This window comes from Asanoa iriomotensis (genome assembly GCF_016862515.1).
Taxonomy (GTDB): Bacteria; Actinomycetota; Actinomycetes; order Mycobacteriales; family Micromonosporaceae; genus Asanoa; species Asanoa iriomotensis.
Genome location: NZ_BONC01000017.1, coordinates 109,821 through 130,724 on the forward strand (window position 1 = coordinate 109,821; position 20,904 = coordinate 130,724).

General features: G+C 71.1%; 23 protein-coding genes. 17 read left to right on the plus strand and 6 right to left on the minus strand.

The genetic code is table 11. The features are described from left to right. The first annotated feature begins 101 nt into the window (after positions 1-101). From Air01nite_RS14630 to Air01nite_RS14670, 9 genes are all read left to right on the plus strand, one after another. Positions 102-1,019: a hypothetical protein gene (locus Air01nite_RS14630; protein ID WP_203702770.1), complete on the plus strand. Its 918-nt coding sequence runs from the start codon at positions 102-104 to the stop codon at positions 1,017-1,019. Positions 1,020-1,021: 2 nt separating this feature from the next. After that, complete coding sequence (locus Air01nite_RS14635) at positions 1,022-1,366, plus strand: nuclear transport factor 2 family protein (protein WP_203702771.1); 345 nt, start codon at positions 1,022-1,024, stop codon at positions 1,364-1,366. An 88-nt stretch (positions 1,367-1,454) separates the two neighbouring features. Further along, positions 1,455-2,162: a hypothetical protein gene (locus Air01nite_RS14640; RefSeq protein WP_203702773.1), complete on the plus strand. Its 708-nt coding sequence runs from the start codon at positions 1,455-1,457 to the stop codon at positions 2,160-2,162. 101 nt (positions 2,163-2,263) lie between these two features. After that, positions 2,264-3,436, plus strand: coding sequence for a serine hydrolase domain-containing protein (locus Air01nite_RS14645; protein WP_203702774.1), 1,173 nt, complete (start codon positions 2,264-2,266; stop codon positions 3,434-3,436). 140 nt (positions 3,437-3,576) lie between these two features. After that, positions 3,577-4,299 (plus strand): alpha/beta fold hydrolase, encoded by a 723-nt coding sequence (locus Air01nite_RS14650; RefSeq protein WP_203702775.1) that lies wholly within the window; start codon positions 3,577-3,579, stop codon positions 4,297-4,299. 4 nt (positions 4,300-4,303) lie between these two features. After that, complete coding sequence (locus tag Air01nite_RS14655; protein WP_203702776.1) at positions 4,304-5,017, plus strand: hypothetical protein; 714 nt, start codon at positions 4,304-4,306, stop codon at positions 5,015-5,017. Positions 5,018-5,036: 19 nt separating this feature from the next. Beyond that, on the plus strand, positions 5,037-5,741 hold the full coding sequence (locus Air01nite_RS14660) for an alpha/beta hydrolase (RefSeq protein ID WP_203702777.1): 705 nt from the start codon (positions 5,037-5,039) through the stop codon (positions 5,739-5,741). Between the two features lie 95 nt (positions 5,742-5,836). After that, positions 5,837-6,418: a TIGR03086 family metal-binding protein gene (locus tag Air01nite_RS14665; RefSeq protein WP_203702778.1), complete on the plus strand. Its 582-nt coding sequence runs from the start codon at positions 5,837-5,839 to the stop codon at positions 6,416-6,418. Beyond that, a complete protein-coding gene (locus Air01nite_RS14670; RefSeq protein ID WP_203702780.1) occupies positions 6,415-7,362 on the plus strand; it encodes an RNA polymerase subunit sigma-70 in 948 nt (315 codons plus the stop codon). The genes Air01nite_RS14665 and Air01nite_RS14670 overlap by 4 nt, the downstream gene beginning before the upstream one ends. Before the next feature lie 50 nt (positions 7,363-7,412). On the opposite strand, the gene Air01nite_RS14675 is transcribed toward Air01nite_RS14670, so the two are convergent. Both Air01nite_RS14675 and Air01nite_RS14680 read right to left on the minus strand, forming a co-directional pair. After that, positions 7,413-8,798 carry a hypothetical protein gene (locus Air01nite_RS14675; RefSeq protein WP_203702782.1) on the minus strand — a complete coding sequence of 462 codons (1,386 nt, stop codon included), beginning with the start codon at positions 8,796-8,798 and terminating at the stop codon, positions 7,413-7,415. A gap of 2 nt (positions 8,799-8,800) precedes the next feature. After that, a complete protein-coding gene (locus Air01nite_RS14680; protein WP_203702784.1) occupies positions 8,801-9,169 on the minus strand; it encodes a hypothetical protein in 369 nt (122 codons plus the stop codon). Positions 9,170-9,300: 131 nt separating this feature from the next. Between Air01nite_RS14680 and Air01nite_RS14685 the strand changes: the two genes are divergently transcribed. Genes Air01nite_RS14685 through Air01nite_RS14695 form a run of 3 tightly spaced genes read left to right on the plus strand, consistent with a single transcriptional unit; the run spans position 9,301 to position 14,752 of the window. Next, entirely contained in the window at positions 9,301-11,268 is a 1,968-nt protein-coding gene (locus tag Air01nite_RS14685; protein WP_203702786.1) for a sensor histidine kinase, read from the plus strand. Continuing rightward, complete coding sequence (locus Air01nite_RS14690; protein ID WP_203702788.1) at positions 11,256-11,900, plus strand: response regulator; 645 nt, start codon at positions 11,256-11,258, stop codon at positions 11,898-11,900. The genes Air01nite_RS14685 and Air01nite_RS14690 overlap by 13 nt, the downstream gene beginning before the upstream one ends. Positions 11,901-11,950: 50 nt before the next feature. After that, positions 11,951-14,752 (plus strand): GGDEF domain-containing protein, encoded by a 2,802-nt coding sequence (locus Air01nite_RS14695; protein ID WP_203702790.1) that lies wholly within the window; start codon positions 11,951-11,953, stop codon positions 14,750-14,752. 7 nt (positions 14,753-14,759) lie between these two features. Here Air01nite_RS14695 and Air01nite_RS14700 read toward each other — a convergent pair whose 3' ends face one another. Beyond that, on the minus strand, positions 14,760-15,350 hold the full coding sequence (locus tag Air01nite_RS14700) for a hypothetical protein (protein ID WP_203702792.1): 591 nt from the start codon (positions 15,348-15,350) through the stop codon (positions 14,760-14,762). 177 nt (positions 15,351-15,527) lie between these two features. Here Air01nite_RS14700 and Air01nite_RS14705 point away from each other — a divergent pair, with 177 nt between their 5' ends. The 3 genes from Air01nite_RS14705 to Air01nite_RS14715 are packed head-to-tail and all read left to right on the plus strand — an operon-like array spanning position 15,528 to position 17,377. Next, positions 15,528-15,938: an RlpA-like double-psi beta-barrel domain-containing protein gene (locus tag Air01nite_RS14705; RefSeq protein ID WP_203702794.1), complete on the plus strand. Its 411-nt coding sequence runs from the start codon at positions 15,528-15,530 to the stop codon at positions 15,936-15,938. A gap of 14 nt (positions 15,939-15,952) precedes the next feature. Then, positions 15,953-16,555, plus strand: a complete 603-nt coding sequence (locus Air01nite_RS14710) for a cell wall protein (protein ID WP_203702797.1) — start codon at positions 15,953-15,955, stop codon at positions 16,553-16,555. Between the two features lie 12 nt (positions 16,556-16,567). Next, positions 16,568-17,377, plus strand: a complete 810-nt coding sequence (locus Air01nite_RS14715; protein ID WP_203702798.1) for a MauE/DoxX family redox-associated membrane protein — start codon at positions 16,568-16,570, stop codon at positions 17,375-17,377. A gap of 533 nt (positions 17,378-17,910) precedes the next feature. On the opposite strand, the gene Air01nite_RS14720 is transcribed toward Air01nite_RS14715, so the two are convergent. After that, positions 17,911-18,177, minus strand: a complete 267-nt coding sequence (locus Air01nite_RS14720) for a helix-turn-helix domain-containing protein (RefSeq protein WP_203702800.1) — start codon at positions 18,175-18,177, stop codon at positions 17,911-17,913. A 63-nt stretch (positions 18,178-18,240) separates the two neighbouring features. Between Air01nite_RS14720 and map the strand changes: the two genes are divergently transcribed. Next, entirely contained in the window at positions 18,241-19,017 is a 777-nt protein-coding gene (map, locus tag Air01nite_RS14725) for a type I methionyl aminopeptidase (RefSeq protein WP_203702801.1), read from the plus strand. A gap of 509 nt (positions 19,018-19,526) precedes the next feature. On the opposite strand, the gene Air01nite_RS14730 is transcribed toward map, so the two are convergent. Continuing rightward, entirely contained in the window at positions 19,527-19,847 is a 321-nt protein-coding gene (locus Air01nite_RS14730; RefSeq protein ID WP_203702802.1) for a GYD domain-containing protein, read from the minus strand. Between the two features lie 78 nt (positions 19,848-19,925). On the opposite strand from Air01nite_RS14730, the gene Air01nite_RS14735 reads away from it, so the two are divergent. Further along, positions 19,926-20,372 carry an SRPBCC family protein gene (locus Air01nite_RS14735; RefSeq protein WP_203702803.1) on the plus strand — a complete coding sequence of 149 codons (447 nt, stop codon included), beginning with the start codon at positions 19,926-19,928 and terminating at the stop codon, positions 20,370-20,372. Here the strand turns inward: Air01nite_RS14735 and Air01nite_RS14740 are convergent. Beyond that, complete coding sequence (locus tag Air01nite_RS14740) at positions 20,369-20,617, minus strand: DUF2750 domain-containing protein (protein ID WP_203702804.1); 249 nt, start codon at positions 20,615-20,617, stop codon at positions 20,369-20,371. The genes Air01nite_RS14735 and Air01nite_RS14740 overlap by 4 nt on opposite strands. Between the last annotated feature and the right edge of the window lie 287 nt (positions 20,618-20,904).

Consider the following 20,904-nt stretch of genomic DNA (forward strand, 5'->3'; position numbering starts at 1 on the left):
GCCGTCCGGTGCACGGGACGGCCCGCCCGGGCAATTGTCTTCTCCGGAGTCGGCGGGCTTGAATGCGCCTGAAGGCTCCTACGAGGACGGACGGCGGGCTGATGAAACGCCTGAAACCGGTGTTCGCCGACAAGAAATCCACGCTTCTCGCCACGGCCGGCATCTCGGTTCTCATCGCCGTGGTCGCCGAGCTGCTGCGCAACATCTTCAGCCCGGCGGCGTCCCGCTACATCTCACTGATCAACATCCTGTTGCTGGTCGTGGCGGCGATGATCCTGTTTCTCCTGCTCGAACTGCGCGAGCAGGTCGAGCGCGTCCAGGACAAGACCGGTGAGATCGCGACGACCGACGACGTCGAGGTGCTGCGCGCCAGCATCGAGCGGCTCAACAAGCACATCGGCTTCGCCATCGAGTACTACCGGTGCGGTGGGCGCGGCTCGGACGCGATCGAGAAGTTCCGCAAGCTCCACGACGCCGCCGGTGCGGTCATCCGCGAAGCGCCGGAACGCGCGCAGATCTTCGCCGTCAACTCCTATGTCGAGGTGTTCGCGGAGTCGAACACCGAGGAGGGCGAGCAGATCCAGCGCGACTACCTCAAGGAGTTCATCAACCGGACGGACTGTCGCTACCACCGCCTGCTCCAGCTCAAGAACGGGCGGTTGCCCGGCAGCCCGCGGACTCCGCTGTCACGGCTGATCACGCCGGCCTACCTCGACCACTACCGCGACATGGCCGACCGCATGGTCACGAGGCCCCAACTGCCGATCATGATCGGCGAGGTCGCGGCGAAGCTACCCACGTCGTTCGTGGTGGTCAAGGACGCCAACAGCAGCAGCGGCAAGATCATCTGGCAGATCAACCAGCACGCCACGCACGCGCACGACCCGGACGCGGAGGAGATGATGGGCATCTTCGTCATCACCGACCCGCAGGGCATCCTGATCCCGCGCTTCGTCAACTGGTTCGAGATGCTGGAGCGCACGGGGAAGCGGCCGCTGCAGCCGCAGAATCTCGAGTAGCCGTGTCCGCCGTCATCATGGCGCTGCTGGCCGCCGTCGACCGCAGGGACTGGCCGGCACTGTGCGCCATGGTCACGCCGGACGTGATCTACGACCGTCCCGGCTACCCGACCATCCACGGCATCGACGCCTGGCTGGCGTTCTACCGCGACACGCGGGTGATCACGACGGGCCGCCATCACGTGGTCCGCGTGCTGGCCGACGAGGTCCAGGGCTTCTGTTGGGGCGACTTCGCCGGCGTCACCCGCGCCGGGGAGTCGGTGGAGGTCCTCTTCGCGGACTGGTACGCCTTCCGCGACAACCGCATCTGCCAACGCCGCACGTTCTTCTACGAGCGCGCCATCTGAGCGTCTCCCTGTGAGCCGGGCCACGCATAACTTGAACAGCGCTGTACGACCTATGTAGCGTCTTAACTCGTACAACACTGTTCGAGTTATGGAGTCCTTCGTGCACAGCGTCGTCTATCCCAGGCAGGACATCGACCCTTGGCTCGTGCGGTCGGTGGCGCGGCTCGCCACCGTCGTCGGTGGGCCGCTGTTCCTGCTCACCGTCATCGCACACCCGGCCCGCGACGGGCACCACATCGCCGCCAACGCCGGCTGGTACATCTTCACCCACACGATGGAGGCCATCAGCCTGCTGGTCCTGACGGTCGGTCTCGCCGGGTTCCTGGCTCTCGGCACGCGGCGGCTGCGGCCGGGGGAGCTCGCCTCGATCCTCACCGCTCTCGTCGGCACGATGCTGTGGTTCGGCCTGATCGTCTACGACGGCAGCCACAACCCCGCGACGGCGATGTACGCCCCCGACCGCGTGCACACGTCCGCGGACGTCGATTTCGAGGGCGGCACCATCGTGCTGGCCGCCAACATCGTCTTCCCGTTGGGATACGTGCTCCTCGCGGTGCTGCTCGCCCGCCACGGCCGGCGCTGGACGGGCGTGCTGCTGGGATCCGGCGGCGTGGTCTACGCGCTCGGTGGCACGGTGTCGCTGTTCGGCTTCGGTCCACATTCGACGGCCACCTCGATCGTCGAGATCGTCGGCGCTACGGGGCTCGCGCTCGGATACGTCCTGCTCGGCCGCCGTGGTGTCGATGGGACTGTCGTGACCGCTGATGCCCAGGTCAACTCGCGCGCCATGACCTGACAACCCGGTTCCAACCGAAACCGGATCACCGCCAATGGACTCCCGGTAACTTCACCAACACGAGGGTTCATCGCTTTCCCGAGCAAAAGGGGCGGCTGACCATGCGCGTTTCGACCCGGGTGCGGCGTTCGACATCCACACTCCTGCTCGCCGTCCTCGCCTTAGGTCTCGTCACGGGTGGCACCCGCCAGGCCCTGGTTCGGGCCAGCGACGGCCCGGCCACCGCGCCGGCCGGCGACTCCGACGCCCAGCAGGTGGTCGAGATCATCGAACGGGCGATGAAGGAACAGGACCTCACGGGCGCGGTGTACGGGGTGTGGCGTGGCGACGAGGTGGTCGCCGTGGGCGCGATCGGCGACTCACCGATCGGGCTGCCGGCGACGCCCGACATGCTCGTCCGAATCGGGCAGCCGATGGAGCCGATGCTCTCCACCGTGCTGTTGCAGCTCGACGGCGAAGGCGTTCTCGACCAGGACGCGCCGATCGCGAAGTGGCTGCCCGACTTCCCGCGGGCCGACCAGATCACGCCCAGGATGCTCGCCAGCAGCACGTCCGGCATCTCCGACTACGTGACGAACCCCAACTTCCTGGAGCAGTTCTACGCGAACCCGTTCACGGGATTCACCAGCGAGCAACTGATCGCACTCGCCAACGAGCGACCGCCGCTGTTCGCGCCCGGCACGGATTTCGCGTACGCGCACAGCGACCTGGTCGTGTTGGGCCAGGTCCTGCAGGCGGCAACCGGAAAGCCGCTGGGCGACCTGTTGCAGGAGCGCATCCTGGACCCGCTGGCCATGGGCGACAGCAAGGTGGTGCTGACGTCGCAGATCGACGAGCCGTACCTGCACGGCTACACGAACGAGCGCGGCGTCTTCGAAGACTCGTCCTTCTGGAACCCGACGGCGTTCCTCCACAGCGGAAACATGACGACGACGGTGGCAGACGTGGCCACCTGGATCCGCGCGCTGGCCGACGGTCAACTCCTGACCGCGGAGCAGCACGCGGCCATGATGGCCCCGTCGACGGCCGGCCTGGACTCGCTGACGACGGACAAGTTCTTCGCGTACGGCGTGGCGCACGCGGGCGACTGGCTCTTCATGAACCCGGCCTACGGCGGCTACCACGGCGTCGTCTACTACGACACGCAGACACAGACGCTGGTCATCGCGTACGTGACACTGGGCCCGACCTCCGACGCGAACACCGACAACGCGCTGCCGCTGGGCAAGGAGATCGCTACGCTCCTGGTCCCGAACAACCCACCACAGATCTGACGTCCATCTCGCACCACCGAGAACAGGACTCGACCGTTGTCGCAGGGGTCCGGGCCGGAGTTTTCCGAAGCTGGGTGGGCGTGCGGGTCGGGCTGGCACGATCGGAAGCGACCGCGTATGTCGACGCGAGGGAGATCGCCATGGCACGGCCCACCATCGTCCTGGTGCACGGAGCGTGGGCCGACGGGTCCAGTTGGAACGCCGTCGCGGCGGCCCTGCGGACGCAGGGGCACAGCGTGCTGACGCTGCCCAACCTGCTGCGCGGCCCGAACATCGACGCGGCGTACGTGGCGTCGTGCCTCGAGCAGCGCACGAGCGGGCCCGTGGTGCTGGTCGGGCACTCGTACGGCGGCTTCGTCGTCACCAACGCCGCAAAGGCCGGCGGTGACGTGCGGGCACTGGTCTACATCGACGCCTTCGCGCCCGACGAGGGCGAGACCGCCTTCACGATCCTGGGCGACTCCGGCTCGGCGCTCGCGGTGCCCGACCCGACGACGGTCCTGGAGCTCGTCGGCTATCCGGGCGCGCCGGAAGGCGACCTCGACGCGTTCCTCAAGCCCGACACGGTGCACACCGCGTTCGCGCAGGACCTGCCGGAAGCGGACCGCTGGCTGATCGTGCAGAGCCAGCGCCCGATCACGTTGAGCGCCAACAACACGCCGTCCGGCGTGCCCGCGTGGAAGTCCCTGCCGAGCTGGACCGTGGTCGGCAACGACGACCGCGTCATCCCCGCGGCCACCCAACGCCGCATGGCCGAACGCGCCGGTGCCACCGTCACCGAGGTGGACGCCTCCCACGTCTCGATGGTCTCCCAACCCCAGGCGACGATCGACGCCGTCCTCGCCGCGGCGGCTTCTGTCTAGGACCATGTCCCGCTTCACCGCGCACGTCCAAGAGGCGCACGGACTGCCGCGCTGGCGCCAGGCGACCACCATCGCGGCCGAGGTCACCTACGGTGGACCGTTCTGGGCACTCAAAGGCGTCGCCGACCTCGCCGGCACCGACCACGTCGTGGCTGAGGTGCACCGCGAGCACATCCGGCTCACCCAGCCGTCGGGCCGCGTCATCGAGTTCGACAAAGAGCCCGACGTCGTCACGGTGACCGAGCCGGACGGCACCGTCGATCGGGTCGAGCATCCCCGGGCGACCTTCGCCGGCTTCACCGCCGAGAGCCGATGGAGCCTGCCACAGGCGGCCTATTTCCAGGCGTACGCGACGTGGCTCTACCTGATCGAGGCCTTCGTGTTCACGTACCCGGGCGTCGAGATCGCGGAGCTGGAGCCGTGGATCGAGAACGGGGAGAGCTGGCGCGTCGTGCGCGCCACCTTCCCGCGCACCATCGACGCGCACAGCACCACGCAGCTCTACTACTTCAACGCCGACGGCGACCTCGTGCGACTGGACTACGAACCGGACGTCAACGGCGGCTCGCCGACCGCGCACTACCAACCCGCCCACACCACCGTCGACGGCGCGGTGGTCACCACGAAGCACGAGATCTACATCCGCAACGAGGACCGCACACCCGACCGCTCCCTGATGCCGATCACCATGGACGTCGCAGACATCACCCTGCACTGAAGAAACTACTCTGCGACGGGTGGACATCGCGTACGTGCTGATGCACAGCCCGTTGGTGGGGCCGTTGACGTGGGAGCCGGTCGCGCGGCGGCTGCCGGGTGCGGTCGTGCCGTCGTTCCTGCATCTTGCCGCCGCACGGCCGCCGTTCTGGCCGATCGTCGCCGAGACTGTGGCCAAAGCCGTCGCGCACCTGCCGCCGGACACCGGAGTGGTCCTGGTCGGGCACAGCAACGCCGGTCGGTTCATGCCGGTCGTGGTGGACGCGATCGGCCGCACCGTGCACGGTTGCGTGTTCGTCGACGCCTCCTTGCCCGCACGGTCCGGAGTGACCGACGCCGTCAAACCCGCCCTGCTCGACCTCGTCCGCCGCAAGGCGGAGGGTGACCGGTTGCCGCCCTGGTCCGAGTGGTTCGACGAGGACGAGATCGCGCCGATGTTCCCGGACGCGGAGACCATGCGGGCGGTCTGCGACGACCAGCCCCGGTTGCCGCTGTCCTACTTCGAGCAGCCCATTCCGGTCCCGGGCGGTTGGGACGACGGCATCCCGTGCTCGTACCTGATGTTCGCGCCGCCGGGCCAGCACGGCGACGACGACAAGGCGCGGGAGGCTCGGGCACGCGGCTGGCGGGTCGAACACCTGCCGGGCCGGCACCTGCACCAGCTCGTCGACCCGGATGCGGTGACGGCGATGATCTGCAAGCTGGGCGACGGTTCAGTTCGATGAGGCCAGGAGCGCTGGGCACATCACCTCATAAGTGCGCGCCCAGTCGCTTCCTACGTCGACAGTGCTGAGTTTCGGTGGCGCCGACCGTCATATGGATGTCGGATTACACCACGGACGGGAGCACGCACATGACCTCGACCGCTGACCGCTACCGCCGCCTGGCCGCGGCCTTCGGCGCGAAGCTGGAACGCGTCGGCACCGGCCGGTGGGCCGATCCGACGCCCTGCACCGAGTGGTCCGTGGCGGACCTGGTCGGGCACGTCGTGGCGATGCACGAGGTCCATCTGTTCCAGGTGGACCGCCGGCCGCTCGCCCGCCCCGACGTCGAGCAGGACCCGGTCGCCGCGTTCGCCGTGATCCGGGACCAGGTGCAGGGGGACCTCGACGACGAGGTGCGGGCGCGGGAGGCGTACGACGGCCGGTTCGGCCGGTGGACCTTCGCCGAGGGCATCGACCGCTCGATCTGCACCGAGTTGGTCGTCCATGGCTGGGACCTGGCCCGCGCGACCGGCCAGGACGACCGGATCGACCCTGAGGAGATTCGGCGGGTACGCGCGGCGCTCGCGATCGTCGGCGACGACGTGGTGCGCGGGATGATGGCGGGCCCGCAGGTGACGGTCGGCCCGCTCGCCGACGAGCAGGCGCGCCTGCTGGCCTACCTGGGCCGACGGCCGTGATCGACGAGGCCGCGTTCACCGGTCTGGTGCAGGCGCACCGGCACGAGTTGCGGGTGCACTGCTACCGGATGGTCGGGTCGTTCTCGGACTCCGAAGACCTGGTGCAGGAAACCCTGCTGCGGGCCTGGCGGAAGCGCGACACCGTGCAGGGACCCGCGACGGCGCGAGCGTGGCTCTACCGCATCGCCACCAACGTCTGTCTGGACTTCCTCGACGGAGCCGAGCGTCGGCCGCGCCCCGCTGGCCTGTCCGGCGACCTGATTCCCTGGCTCGAGCCGTACCCGGACATCCTGCTCGACCAGGTCATCGAGAAGGAGACGATCGAGCTCGCGTTCCTGATCGCCGTGCAGCACCTGCCGCCCAAGCGGCGGGCGGTGCTCATCATGCGCGACGTTCTGGGTTGGCCGGCCACCCGCACCGCGGACGTGCTCGACCTCAGCGTCGCCGCGGTGAACAGCGCCCTGCCCCGCGCCCGCGCGACCCTGCGCTCCCACCTGCCACCGCGCCGGCTGGAATGGGCGCCCGACGCGGATCCGACCACCGCCGAACGCACGCTGGTGCGGCGCTACCTGGCGCTCCTGGAACAGGCCGACACGGCCGCCATGGCGGAACTGCTCCACGAGGACGTCCGCGTCACCATGCCGATGCCCCAACCATGCGCGACCGGCGCCCGGCCGACACAGTGGGTCGGGCGGGCCGCGTTCACCGCCGCGCTCGACGAGATCCTGGCCCCTGCCTCGCCGGCCTACCTGGGGCAGTGGCGGCGGCGGCCGACAAGGGCCAACCGGCAACCGGCGGTCGCACACTACCTGCGCCGGCCGGGGGACACGCTCTATCGGGCGCAGGTGCTGGAGGTCCTGCGCGTGACCGACGGCCGGATCGCGGAGATCACCTCGTTCGATCCGGGCCTGCTTCCCGCCTTCGACCTCCCCGCGACCTGCTGACACCAGGCCGGGCCGGCTGTCCGCGACGGACAGCCGGCCCGGCCTCCCCCTCACCCCGGTGGCAGGTCGAACTCGTCGTTGGGCTGCCGGATCAGCCGCCACGCCGCCCAGGCGAAGCCCGCGGCCGTCAGCCCCCAGCCGATCAGGTCGATCCAGCGGATCCCGGTCAGCACCGACGTCAGGTGGATCGGCTGCGACACCGTGAAACCGATGGCAAGCCAGGTCGGTGCCAGCCGCGACCGCCACAGGGCCACGCCGATCAGCACCGTGCCGAGCAGGTGGCCGGCCACGAACACCAGGCCCAGCAGGCTGAACTGCGCGCTCGCCTCCATTCCGGACACGAGCTGGAACGCGACCTCGCGGTCCAACTCCGGCCGGGTGCCGACCAGGTAGGCGACCACGTCCCCGTACGTACCGCCGGCGAGCAAGGCCGTGTAGCCCGGCACCGCCAGGAACAGGCCGATCGTGGTGAGCAGCGGCGCGCGCCGGCGGGTGTGCCAGGCGACCGCGAGGATGCCCGCGAACCCGGTCAACACCACGACGGCCACGACCGCGAGCCCGGTGCGCTGGTACGTGGTCGCGGCGACGACCTTGTCGAAGGCCTCCCGGGCCGGGTCGCTGTCGTCGTATGGCATCAAGTAGCGGAACACCGTGACGAACACGGCCAGCGGCACGGCGGCGAGCGCCAGCAGCCAACGCCAGGCGGTGCGGGCGTCGCGGGCGACCGGTCGCGCCGCGGCGACCCCGCCGGGCGGCAGGTCGAAGTCGTCGTCCCGGGTACGCACGAGCGCGACCGACGCGCCGGCGTACCCGATGGCGGTCATCGCCCATGCCACCGCGGCACCCGCGTTGCCACCGGGCGCGAACAGGTGTGCCGGCCCCGAGACGGCGAGCACGGCCGCGAGCCAGGCGGGCACGACGCAGGCCCGCCAGAGGGCCAGGCCCAGCAGGACGAACCCCACCGTCTGCCCGAGCAGGAAGATCAAGGACAGGATGCCGACGCTGGGGTACGACCAGACGAGGTCGTCGATGCGGGCGACCGCGGCCGGGTCGAGGCCCTTGTCGGCGGCCACGATCGCGGCCAGGTCGCTGTCGGGCAGCCGCGCCGAGAAGGCGAGGAGCAGCAGGATGCCGGCCGCCAGCGTCAGCTTCGGCGCGCCCCGGCGGCTGGTCCACAGCACAGCCATGGTGGCCGGGACGACGGCGAGCCCGAAGAACAGCGACAGCCACAGGGCGAGCTGGGCCCGTCCGGTCGCCGACGCGGCGCCGGCGACCGTCTCCGCGAAGCCGCCGCCGAGCGACCACGGCGCGGCGACGTTCTCGAGTGCGAGAGCGAGCAACGGCAGCGGGGCCAGGACCGCGAGCGTCCAGCGCCAGAACCGGCGCAGGTCGCGCGTGACCGGCGGCGTCACCGTGGGTGCGACGGTCGTGGCCATGGTCAGGCGACCTTCGCGGCCGTTACCGGCTGGCGCAGGGCCGGTGCGACCAGGACGACCGCGGCGAGCGTGATGGCGACGCCGACCGCGGCCAGCGCGACCAGGGCGCCCGGCACGCCGTCGACGAAGAACGCCGGCACGGCCGACAGCGCCGACAGCAGTCGGGTGACCACGACGGTGACGATGCCCGCGCGGCTGCCCCGCCAGCCGAGCCAGACGCCGACCAGCGTGAGCAGGCCCAGCACGGTGGCCGCGACGACGATCGCGAACGGCGGGCCGTCGCCGGTGTCGGTGAGGATCCCGACCGCGTCGGTGAGGCCGAGCAGACCGGCGAGAACGAGTCCGACGGTGATTCCGGTGGTGCGTCGCATGGCTCCTCCTAAGTGGTGGTGTGAGAGAAGCGTCGGCCGTGGACGGGGTCCGGCGGATCGGCACGGGCACGGGATGCGACTCCGTACTGGCACGGGTGTGCCCGGGGCCGTCGAGCACCTACCGTGTGGCCATGGCCCTACCGCGCGTGTTCGCGTACGCGTCAGCCCTGGTCGTCACCGGCATGGCCGTGACGGCGGCGGTGCTGGCGGCCGAGGTCCCGGACCTGGTCGGGTACGTCGCCGTCGCGGTGGTGCTGGGCCTGTTCTCGACCGCCCTCGGCGTGGTCGTCGCCCGTCGCCGGCCGCACAACCTGGTCGGCCCGGTGCTGGTCCTCGTCGGGGCGTCACCCGTCTGGGTGGCGTTCGGCGACCTCTACACGGCCGTGGTCGAGGCCCGGCCCGGTGCGCTGCCGGTCTGGGACTGGTACGTCGCGATCTCGCCCGGGACGTGGATGGTGCTCTACGTGCCCGCCGCCCTGCTGATGCTGATCTTCCCGGACGGCCGGCTGCCCGGCCCGCGCTGGCGTTGGGTCGGCTACGGGCTGATCGTCGTGCCGATCCTGTTCACCCTGCTCGCGGCGGGCGACCCCGAGCCGTTCCCGGCGCCGTTCGCGGACGTGCCGCACCTCTACACGCTGCCGGGCTGGTTCCTGGTGCCGGCGCTGGGGCTGCTGGCGGTGTTCCTCGGCCTGCTGGTCGCCTCGATGGCGGCGATGGTCGTGCGCTACCGCCGCGCGGCCGACCCCGTGCGCCGGGCCCAGGTGCGCTGGTTCGCGCTCGGCGCCCTGTTCCTGCCGGCGACGCTGCTGCTCTGCTGGGCGTCGTACCTCTTCACCGACCGGCCCGACCTCGTGCTGGCCGGGCTCGCGGCCACCTACCTCGCGCTGCCGGCCGCGACCGCGATCGCGCTGCTCCGCCACGACCTCTACGACGTCGACAAGGCGATCAGCACGGCCGCGACGTACGGCCTGGTCACCACGCTGCTGCTGACGTTCTACATGGTCGCGTCGTTCCTGGTCGGCCTCGGCACCGGCGGCGCCTCGCCGGTCGCGGCCGCGGCGGCCACCGCCGTGTGCGCGGCCGTGCTGGCGCCGCTGCGGGTGCGCCTCCAGCGTGCCGTCGACCGGCGGCTCTATCCCGTGCGGCGGGCGGCGCTGGCGGCGATCGACGGGCTGCGCGACCGCACGCACGCCGGCCAGGCCAGTCCGGAGCAGCTCGAAGAGGTCCTCGCGGCGGCACTGCGCGACCCGGCGCTGCGGGTGGGCTATCTCGTGCCCGGCGCGACCGGCCTGGTGTCGGCGACCGGCGCGCCGCTGCCGTCCGGTGCCGCGCTGCGGGTGCCGGTGCGGGCGGGCGGCCACGAGATCGGGGCGCTGCTGCGGGGCACGGTCGGCAGCCGCGAACTGCTCCGCGAACTGGCCGACGCCGCCGCGCTGCTGGTCGAGGTCGTCGCCCTGCGGATCGAGCTGCGCCAGGCACTCTCCGATGTGGAGCTGTCCCGGGCCCGCCTGCTGCACGCGGGTTACGCCGAGCGGCGGCGGTTGGAACGCGACCTGCACGACGGTGCGCAGCAACGGCTGGTGTCGCTGGGCATGACGTTGCGGCTCGCCCAGCGGCACCTCGACGACGGGACCGTCGACGTCGACGGGCTGCTCGACGAGTCGGTCGCCTCGCTCGGGCTCGCCGTCGCCGAGCTGCGGCAGCTCGCGCACGGGCTGCGACCGTCCAGCCTGGACGACGGACTCGGCCCGGCGCTGTCGTCGCTGGCGAGCAAGGCGCCGGTGCCGGTGGCGCTCGACGTGTGCCCCGACCCGGTGCCCGACGACGTGGCGACGACCGCGTTCTACGTCGCGAGCGAGGCCCTGACCAACGCCATCAAGCATGCCGCGCCGGGCGCCATCGGGTTGCGGGTGGCCCGGCTCGACGACCGGCTGACGGTACGCGTGAGCGACGACGGTCCCGGCGGTGCCGTCGTCCGGCCCGGCGCCGGGCTGGCCGGCCTCGCCGACCGGGTCGCCGCGGCGGGCGGGCTGCTGTCGCTGACCTCGCCCGCCGGTCGCGGCACCGTGGTCGAGGCGGTGCTGCCGTGCGCATCGTGATCGGCGAGGACTCGGCGCTGTTCCGCGAGGCGCTGGCCCGGCTGCTGGCCGACGCCGGGCACGAGATCGTGGCGAAGGTCGGCGACGCGCCGACGCTCGTGGCGGCGGTGTCCGCGCACGAGCCGGACCTCGCGATCGTCGACGTGCGGATGCCGCCCGACCTGACCGACGACGGCGCCCGGGCGGCCCGGCAGGTGCGGGCGGCGCATCCGAAGCTCGGCATCCTGCTGCTGTCGCAGCACGTCGAGACGCGGCACTCGGTGGAACTGGTCGCCTCCGGCGGCTTCGGCTACCTGCTCAAGGACCGCGTGTTCGACGTCGACGACTTCCTCGACGCGCTGCGCCGGGTCGCCGCCGGCGGCTCGGCGCTCGACCCCGAGGTGGTGGCCCGCCTGCTCGGGCCGCGCCGCACCGACGACGACCCACTGACGACCTTGACGGGTCGCGAGCGGGAGGTGCTGGCGCTGATGGCCGAGGGCCGCACCAACGTCGGCATCGCCCGCCGGCTGTGGCTGACCGACCGGACGGTGGAGACGCACGTCGGCTCGATCCTCGGCAAGCTGCGCCTGGCCAGCACCGACGAGGACCACCGCCGGGTCCTCGCGGTGCTGATGTTCCTCGGCGCGGCTTGAGTGGCGCCTTGTCCGTGTAAGGAGCCCGGATCGGGGTAACCGGCCCTGCGATGAGCAATCTCGTCGGCCGCGGCGTCTATCTCGCGATCATCACGGTCATCGGCCCGCTCATGTACGTCTTCGGACTCACCCGGACCAGCGCGGTCGTGCTCACCGGCGGTGCCAGCGTGCTGGCCATCCTCGTCGCGGTGTGCCGCGGCACGGTCCGGCGGCGCGGCGCGTGGCTGTTGATCGCGCTGTCCGCGACGTTGCTGACGGTCGGCGACGCGTTCTTTGCCACGGCGACGACCGGCGTCATCCACTCGGCCGAGTTCCCGAACGTGGCGGACCTCGTGTTCCTCGGCGCGTACCTGCCGTTGGCGGTGGGTGTGCTGTGGCTGGCCCCGCGCGCGCGAACACCGCACTTCCTGCTCGACGTCGGTGTGCTCACCCTCGGCGGGTCGCTCGTCACCTGGATCCTGGTTCTGCAGCCCGCGATCAACGCGATGGAGCGACACACGTTCGACACCACGGTCGCGGTGGCCACGTTGGTCGGCTACGTGGCGGTGCTCGCCGCCGCGGCCGGCACGCTCCTCACGGCCGGCCGCAGCCCCGCGCTGCTGCTCATCGGGCTCGGCGCCGCGGTGTTCCTGGTGGCGGACCTGCTCTACATCCGCGCGCGCGTACTCGGGACGTGGGGTGATTCGGCCCCAGGCGGTTTCCTGCTGCTCACGTTCGTGGTCGCCTGCGGTGTCGCGGTGCTGCTGCCCGCGGTCGACACCGGGCGTGACCGCCGGGCGGTGCGCGGGTTCGGACCGGTCGGCCTGATCGTGGTCGCGGTCGGGTTGATCGTGGCGCCCACGGTGCTGCTGGTCGAGGCGAGCCGTGGCGTGGTCCGCACCGGCGTGGTGATCGGCATCGTCGCGCTCGTCATCGCGGCGCTCGTCGTGACGCGGGTGACCCTCTACGTGGGTGCGAGCCGGCGGCGCGCCAGAGTGACGTCCGTGGCGCGCGAGGCCCTCCGCGCACTGGCGGTCGCGACCGACGAGGACCAGGTCCGGAACGCGATCGTGGGCGCGCTTCGCCGCATCGCCCCGGACAGCGGCGTCACGTTCGTCCGCGACGTGCCTCCGCCGGGCCGGCCCGGCGAGCTGGTGTATCCGCTCGACAACGGCACCGCGATCGTGACCGCGCCCGCCGCCCTGCTCGACGAGTTCCACCAGACGTTGCGGGCGATGCTCGACCAGGCCGCGCTCGCCCTCGACCGGATCGACCTGGTGCGCCGACTGCAGGAGCGCGAGCGGGAGCGCTACTTCCGCAGCATCGTCGACACGAGCACCGACGTGATCCTCATCAGCAAACAGGACCACATCGAGTACGTCAGCCCGTCCGCGACGCGGATGTTCGGCCGTGACGTGCGCGGTGAGCGGTTCGACCGGCTGGTGAACCCGGCGCGCGAGGGTGTCGATTGGTCCGAGGACGGTGCCGAGGGTGTCGTCGAACGGCCCGGGGAGCGCACGGCGGTGGTCCAGGTCTACCGCCGCGACCTGACCGCCGACCCCAACGTCAACGGGGTGGTGACCACCCTGCACGACGTGACCCGCGAACGGGCGCTGCAGCGGGACCTGGAGCGTCGCGTCAACCAGGATCCGTTGACCGGGTTGGCCAACCCCAAGCGGTTTCACGAGCACCTCGGCGAAGGCACACACTCGGCCGCGCTTGTCATCGACCTGGACGACTTCAAGGCGGTCAACGACACGTTCGGGCACCAGATCGGTGACGGCCTGCTCGCCTCGGCCGCCGGCCGGATCGAGGCGTGCGTCCGCCCGGACGACGTCGTCGCCCGGCTGGGCGGCGACGAGTTCGGCGTGCTGCTGCGCGGGCTGGACGAGGCCGCCGCGCAGGCGATCACCCAGCGGATCTCGGACGCGCTGGCCGAGCCGGCCATGGTCGAGGGCGTCCGGGTCGATATGCAGGCCAGCATCGGGCTGGCGTTCAGCACGGACGGCGACCAGGTGGTACGCGAGGCGGACAGCGCGCTCTACCGGGCCAAAGCGGCGGGCAAGGGCCGCTGGCGGCAGTACCGGCCCGGCATGCCGGCGCCGACACGGCAGCACCACGGCGCCCGGGAACGACTGACCCGGGCGCTGCGGTCGGGGACGCTCGACCTGCACTACCAACCGATCGTGGAGACGGCGACGGCCGACCCGGTCGGCTTCGAGGCGCTGCTGCGCCTGCACGACGGCGGACCGCCGATGTCCGCGCCGGAGATCGTCGAGACCGCCGAGTCGACCGGCCTCGTGGCCGACATCGGCGACTGGGTGCTGGCCCGGGCGCTGGCGGACCTGCCGCGGCTCTCCGCCGGGTCGGGCTCGCAGCGCTACGTGGCGGTCAACGTGGCACCCCGGCAGCTGCGCCTGCCGGACTTCACCGATCGGGTCGCGGGGCAGTTGGCCCGCGCCGGCGTACCCCCGGACCGGTTGGTTCTCGAGATCACCGAAGGCGACCTGGTCGGGGAGGACGAGCGGGCGTGGGCATACCTCGCCGAGTTGCGGGCCTTGGGCGTGCGGGTGGCGATCGACGACTACGGCACGGGTTACGCGTCGCTGTCGTACCTTCGGCAGGAGGCGATCGACGTGATCAAAGTGGACGGTTCGTTCCTGGCCGACCCGGGCTCGGCGCGGGCGCGCGTGCTGGTCGCGGCGGTCGCCGACGTGGCGGGCCGGCTCGGCCTGGACATGGTCGCGGAGGGCGTACACGATGTGCCCTGCCGGCACCTCCTGCTCGACGTCGGCTGCCGCTACGCACAGGGCTACCTGTTCGCCCGCCCGATGCCCGCTGACGAGGCGGGCGACTGGACCTATCCGCGCTAGCCACCGGCTACGAGATCACCATCGGGCCGGTCGTGCCCGTCACCTGCCACCCGGTGCCAGGCTGATTCTGCACGACATAGGTCAGCCCCGTGGCGCCGAGACAGGCGAAAAAGCCGTGGACAGCGACCTGCACCCTGTTGTCGTCGCCGTCCACCGTGCCGAGAGTGATCAAAATGCCGCCGTCTCGGACCTGCGCGCAGCCGTCTCTGGTCTCGATCACGGTTTTCTGGTCGGCGATGAACGCCACGTGAGCCACCCCAGCCAGCGCGGCGGAGATTTGGTGTTGGGTGTTCGGCGCGATCGGCGTGCCTCGCTCAGGCCTCTCTACCGGGCCTAGAACGTCTGGATGAGCCTGGTCGAGCACGTAGGCCGTCTTGAAGGTATGGGCGGGGAACGAGTTCTCCGCGGGCGTGCCGAGGTATCTGCGCAGTACCTGCGCATAGACCTCGGCCTCCTTGACACCGGCTGGCCAGTCGCCGGCCGACGATTCTAAGGCTGGCGGAGCGCCCGCCGCGGTGTCGCGGGCGCAGCCCGCGGTGCCCACCGCCGCAGCGGCGAACATTCCGGCAACAATCGCTGTGACAACCATGCGGCGCATCGAGCATCCCCCCAAGCCGTACCGTCACCGCTAAGACGGACGTTGTCCCATGAGCGGTTCCCATCGCTTCCGGCCAGTGCGGTGTCGGGAGGAAAATTTCACCCGGTCCTTTGACTTCGGCAGTTCCTTTCAGCGATGCTTGTCCATATAGACGTGCATCGTTCGAAGGGAGGCACCATGGCGGCACTCGTCGGTGAGATGTCCTGGTTCTGTTGCGGCAACGCCTGGGGGCCGTGCGGTTCGACCGGCCGCGGCGCCTGTGGCACCTGCAACTCGGGCAACTATCAACACGCCTGGCCCAACGCCTCGGCCGCCTGCTTCACCATCACCCGGCCGGACAGCTGCGGGGTCAACATGACCAGGCGGGGCTGCGGGTTCCGGCACTACACGACCAACCTGTGCAACGGCTCGCGGATCGGCACCACGATCGCCGACTGCGGGCCGCAGACCGACCTCTTCTGCGGCGAGCGCAGCTGCTGCGGGTCGGCCTGCGGCTCCAACCGCATCATCGACCTGACGCCGGCGGCGTACAGCGTGATCGCCAGCCTCTCGTCCGGTCTGCGTCCCTGCTCGGTCGACACGGTTTGAGAGGCGGCGGCGAGATGACTCCCAAGATGGATCGCCGGCGGCTGCTCAGCACCGCCGTCCTGGGTGGCGCCGGCCTGGTCGGCGCGACCGCTCTCGGCTCGCTGGCGCCCGAGGCGGCGTTCGCGGCCGAGGCCCAGCCCGTCGAGCCCGGCGCACCAGACCCCAACTTCGCCGAAGGCCGAATCAGCAAGATCAGCGCGGGTACGCTGCTCGCCACCGGCTCCGACGGCGTCCTCCACTCGATCCGGGTCACCGACGGCACCAGCATCTGGAAGCTCTATCCCACGACGTTCGACCAGGTCGCGGTCGGCGACGGCATGTACGCCCGGGGCGTCCGCCTGCCCGACGGCACGCTGGCCGCGGACTCGATCTGGGTCAACATCGTCAACCTGCACGCACACATCGCGGCGGTGGGCCGCAACACGCTGCACCTGGACCACAAAGGACAGCGGATCGTGGCGCACGTGGTGCCGGGCCTGTCCGCCGCCGTCTACAACAGCACGCCCGCGGTCTCGGACCTGTCGCTGCTCAAGGTCGGCCGGCACGTGCAGGTGCTCGGAGCCTGGCACCCCGACACCAACGAGATCTCGATCGCGACCGTCTACGCGGCGGCCTGACCGATGGTCGGGATGATCGCGGCCCTCCAGGCGCCGCTCGTCGGCATCGTGCTGATCTGGGCGGCCAGGTTCAAGCTCTTCAGCCGGCACGCGGAGGCCAGCGCCCGCCGATCCGCGCTGACCCGGCTGGTGGGGGAGAACCGGGCGCTGCCGGCCTACCGCTTGCTCGGCGGCGCGGAACTGCTGATCGGCGCCGCACTGATCCTGCCGCCCGTCCTGCGGCTGGAAGGAGTTGCGGCAACCACACTGACCGTGGGCTTCCTGGGCTATCTGATCTACGCCAAGCGAGCGGCACCGGACGCCTCGTGCGGTTGCCTCAGCGCGGCAACGGCCCCGGTCGCGGGGCGGAGCATCGCCCGGTCGGCCCTGCTGGTGCCGGCGAGCCTGCTCGCCGCCTGGTCCGCAACCGGCTGGTGGACGGAGCTGACCGCGCGTCCGGTTGCGGGCGCCGGGCTGCTGATGGCCGAACTGGCGCTGGTGGTCATGCTGTCCCCGGAGCTGGACCACCGCTGGCTGCTGCCGTTGCGGCAACTCTGGGTCAACGTGACCCACCCGCTGCGGGGCGGCTCGGGCGTGCCGCTGCTGAGGTCGGTGCAGCAACTCCAGCAGAGTCGGGTGTTCCGCCGGGTCGGCAACCTGATCAGCTCGGACGTGCGGGAGCACTGGGACGAGGACGAGTGGCGGATGATCTGCTACTCGGCCCGCTACCAGGGCCGCCCGGCGACCGCGGTGTTCGCGGTGCCGCTGCGCGCGTACGAGCCGGACTCGGTCAGGGTGGCCCTGGTCGACGACCGCGCCGGCGCCACCCTGGTCACGCTGTAGGAACTCCTCGCCGGGTGATCTGACAACGGCGCGCACGACGACCCGGTTCGCCGTGCGCGCCGTCGCCGGTCGACCCGTCGAGTGCGCTGGTGTCGCGACGGAGGTCCTGGCCGCAGTCGAAGGCGGCGGTCGTGATGCGGAAACCGGTCGGGCGGAGTGACCTTTCGCTGACGAGTCGCCATGGTGCTGCCGCGAGTGGAACCCACAGAGCCCTGGCGACGGACGTCCCCGGTTGACCCGTCCAGCGCACGTCGAGGGCGTTGCTGATGCCGAGGATGCCGGTGTCGCGGCGGAGCTCCTGACACGCCGTCGAAGGCGGCGGTCGTGACGCGAAACCCCTCGGGCGCGGTGACCTCTCGCGGACGAGTCGCCATGGTCTTGCCGAATCTCCGTCGGACGCGGCCGCGACCAAGACCACAGAGCCGCTGCGGCGGACGGCGTGGTGGTCGTGCGACTCGACGTGGCGCAGCAGCGCCGGCCCGGAGGTCAACGCGGCGGCTCGTGCTCGGGCTCCACGCGCCGCTACCGACCGCCTAGGACGCCTGGCGGATGGGCATGTCGGCCAGCCAAACGTCGGCCAGGTCGGGCAGGGGGACGTCGAGGGCCTGGCTCAGGCAGACCACCGTGCCGAAGGCCGGGGCGGGGAGGCGGCCCGCTTCGATCTTGCGGAGCGTCTCCGGGGAGATGCCAGCCGCCAGGGCCACCTCGACGAGGCTGCGCCCGGCTCGTGCGGCACGCAGGGCCGCACCCAGGCGCTGGCCCGCTGCGATCTGTTCAGCGGTGAGTGGTTGGCGCACCATGCCAGCAGAATAGCCCTCCGGCGGCGTGGTATAAAAATACCGCACATCGAGAGGGAGGCTGTCGTGATCGAGCTCAAGTCCGTCGAGGAGATCGGCCGGATGGCGGTGGCCGGTCAGTTCGTCGGCGAGCTGCTCGCCGAGCTGAGCGGTGTCGCCGCCGTCGGCGTCAACCTGATGGACCTCGAGCACCTCGCCCGCCGCCGGATCAAGGAGCGCGGCGCCGAGTCCTGCTACTGGGACTACGCGCCTTCGTTCGGGCGCGGGCCGTTTCGCAACGTGCTGTGCCTGTCGGTCAACGACGCCGTGCTGCATGGGCTGCCGCACGACTACGTCCTGCGCGACGGCGATCTGCTCAGCATCGACATGGCGGTCGGGATCGACGGTTGGGTCGCCGACTCCGCGCTCTCCGTCGTCGTCGGCACCCCCGATCCGGCCGACCTCAAGCTGATCGAGGCCACCGAGGTCGCGCTGGAGGCGGCCATCAAGGCGGCCCAGCCCGGCGGGCGCCTCGGCGACGTCTCGGCCGCGATCGGCGAGGTCGCGCACTCCTACGGCTACAGCGTCAACGCCGAGTTCGGCGGCCACGGCATCGGTCGCACCATGCACGAGTCGCCGCACGTCTCCAACGACGGGCGTGCCGGCCGCGGCATGAGACTCGAACCCGGCCTCACCATCGCGATCGAGCCGTGGTTGTGCCAGTCCACCGACAAGATCAAGTACGACAGCGACGGCTGGACCATCCGCTCCGCCGACGGCTCCCGCACCGCCCACTCCGAACACACGGTCGCCGTCACGGCCAACGGCCCCGAGGTACTGACCCGCCGCCCCGCTCTCACCTAGACGATCTCTTCCAAGGGGTCGGCGGTCGCTGCTGGTTTAGCTGCGGCGGGGCTATGCGTGGCTTGCGGGTCGTCGTTGCTCGGCACCGTTGGCCGTGGAGGCTTTCGTTTCGTTCGCAGCCCGATGGCCGTTGGCGCGGGTCGTCTGGGCGACCATGTTCCCTGGCCGGGGCGACCCGGTGGGGGTGTTCGCGCCGGCGTAGCTGCTGTGGCATGTGGATCGGATGCGGCCGACCTGGACGCCGAGAAGCCCGTGCGTGATCGTGTGTGGCCGGTCGGGACGCTTGGACGCCCGGGCCGTGATCATGTGTGGCTGGTCGTGTTCCCGCACGGCGTGTCGACCAGACCTGGTGCACACGATCACCGATGCGGCCCCGAGCTTCCCGATGAGCCACACATGATCATGGTCCGGGATCACGGCCCGCGACAGTGGCCCACCGCCTAGGTCCGCCGCCACGGGCGGATGCTGAAGCGCAGCTCGCGATAGCACCGATCCCGTGGAACAGGTGCCTAGGCGCCCGGTGCGCGGAAGTTGACCGCTTGCTGAGTCGCCGCGTCGATCTCCTCGGGCGGCAGCAGCACCACGGTCTTGCTGCGCGCGCCGCCGCTCGCGCTCACGGCGAGCGAGACCGCGGCCGCGGCCTTGTTGTCGGGCAGGTCGCAGATCACGTACACGTCGTGGTCGCCGAAGCTGAAGTACATCGCGTCCAGCCGCCCACCGACGCTCTCGGCCGTGCGCCGCGCGGCCTCGACGCGGCTGGTCCCGCCGTCCGCGAGCAACCCCCGCAAACCTTCCGTCGTGTACGCCGTAGTGAACAGATACTTCGCCATGTGATCCTCCGACCACCTAGCGTAGTGCGAGGTGGGACCGCCCCACCGGCAGTTGCGCGATCAGCCGGGGGAGTCGCGATGGTAGCCACGTCGCTGGTGATCGACGCGCCGCCGGAGCGTGTCTTCGCGGTGCTGGCCGACGGCTGGAGCTACGCGAGCTGGGTGGTCGGCGCCTCGCACATCCGCGCGGTCGACGCCGACTGGCCGGCGGTCGGCGCCAGACTCCACCACCAGGTCGGCCCGTGGCCACTGCACATCAAGGACCAGTCCATCGTGTACGCGGTCGTCCCGGACCGCTTCCTCGAACTCCACGCCCGCGCGTGGCCACTGGGCGAAGCGCGGGTGGTCCTGGAGCTGGAACCCATCGACGAGGCGACCCGGGTGACCCTGTCGTACGACCTGATCGCGGGCGTCGGCCAGCGGATCCCGAAGCCGATCCAGTCCCTCGCCCTCCGCCCACGAAGCTCGGAGATGCTCCACCGCCTCAGCGACATCGCCGAACGCCGCTCCGTCGCCCGCACCTAGCCCGACGTGGCGTACGGGCCCTCGCGCATGGCGTGTGCGATCCGGTTGAGCACCTCGGGCACGGTGAAGTCCCAACCTGTCAGGCGCGGTCCGGTCCAGTTGATGCCCACTCGACAGCCCTCGCGAGCGAGGCGTGGCAGGTGCTCGTCTCGCCACGGTTCCAGCGTCGTCGAAACGGCGCGCAGGTCGCCGCCCCAGATTCCGGCGGCTCGTTGCGCGCGGGCCTCGGAGGACCAATACGGCATGGCGGGCTCGCCGACGGAGTCCGGCTGCCCTCGTCGTCGCTCACCCACCAGATGGTCCGATGGTTGGCGATCTCCCTGAAGAACGCCGCTGCCTGGCTGCCACTCTGGCTCACAGGCCGTGACCTTAATGGATCGTGTCGCCTGCGCTGGCCACGGCGAGGAGGCCGGCCGCGGTGCCGCCCTCCTCGCCGATAGCGCGCCTATTTGGCGTCGGCCGCTTCGGAGCCGGCGGCGGGCTCGGCCTTGGCTGCGGGCTCGGCCTTGGCTGCGGGCTCGGGCTCAGCGGT

Coding starts and splice junctions, on each gene's coding strand:
- Air01nite_RS14730 (WP_203702802.1), bottom strand. CDS start 19,847: ATGGCGAAGTATCTGTTCACTACGGCGTACACGACGGAAGGTTTGCGG.
- Air01nite_RS14640 (WP_203702773.1), top strand. CDS start 1,455: ATGGAGTCCTTCGTGCACAGCGTCGTCTATCCCAGGCAGGACATCGAC.
- Air01nite_RS14655 (WP_203702776.1), top strand. CDS start 4,304: ATGTCCCGCTTCACCGCGCACGTCCAAGAGGCGCACGGACTGCCGCGC.
- Air01nite_RS14695 (WP_203702790.1), top strand. CDS start 11,951: ATGAGCAATCTCGTCGGCCGCGGCGTCTATCTCGCGATCATCACGGTC.
- Air01nite_RS14650 (WP_203702775.1), top strand. CDS start 3,577: ATGGCACGGCCCACCATCGTCCTGGTGCACGGAGCGTGGGCCGACGGG.
- Air01nite_RS14710 (WP_203702797.1), top strand. CDS start 15,953: ATGACTCCCAAGATGGATCGCCGGCGGCTGCTCAGCACCGCCGTCCTG.
- Air01nite_RS14720 (WP_203702800.1), bottom strand. CDS start 18,177: ATGGTGCGCCAACCACTCACCGCTGAACAGATCGCAGCGGGCCAGCGC.
- Air01nite_RS14740 (WP_203702804.1), bottom strand. CDS start 20,617: ATGCCGTATTGGTCCTCCGAGGCCCGCGCGCAACGAGCCGCCGGAATC.
- Air01nite_RS14705 (WP_203702794.1), top strand. CDS start 15,528: ATGGCGGCACTCGTCGGTGAGATGTCCTGGTTCTGTTGCGGCAACGCC.
- Air01nite_RS14630 (WP_203702770.1), top strand. CDS start 102: ATGAAACGCCTGAAACCGGTGTTCGCCGACAAGAAATCCACGCTTCTC.
- Air01nite_RS14665 (WP_203702778.1), top strand. CDS start 5,837: ATGTCGGATTACACCACGGACGGGAGCACGCACATGACCTCGACCGCT.
- Air01nite_RS14735 (WP_203702803.1), top strand. CDS start 19,926: ATGGTAGCCACGTCGCTGGTGATCGACGCGCCGCCGGAGCGTGTCTTC.
- Air01nite_RS14675 (WP_203702782.1), bottom strand. CDS start 8,798: ATGGCCACGACCGTCGCACCCACGGTGACGCCGCCGGTCACGCGCGAC.
- Air01nite_RS14700 (WP_203702792.1), bottom strand. CDS start 15,350: ATGCGCCGCATGGTTGTCACAGCGATTGTTGCCGGAATGTTCGCCGCT.
- Air01nite_RS14685 (WP_203702786.1), top strand. CDS start 9,301: ATGGCCCTACCGCGCGTGTTCGCGTACGCGTCAGCCCTGGTCGTCACC.
- Air01nite_RS14680 (WP_203702784.1), bottom strand. CDS start 9,169: ATGCGACGCACCACCGGAATCACCGTCGGACTCGTTCTCGCCGGTCTG.
- Air01nite_RS14645 (WP_203702774.1), top strand. CDS start 2,264: ATGCGCGTTTCGACCCGGGTGCGGCGTTCGACATCCACACTCCTGCTC.
- Air01nite_RS14715 (WP_203702798.1), top strand. CDS start 16,568: ATGATCGCGGCCCTCCAGGCGCCGCTCGTCGGCATCGTGCTGATCTGG.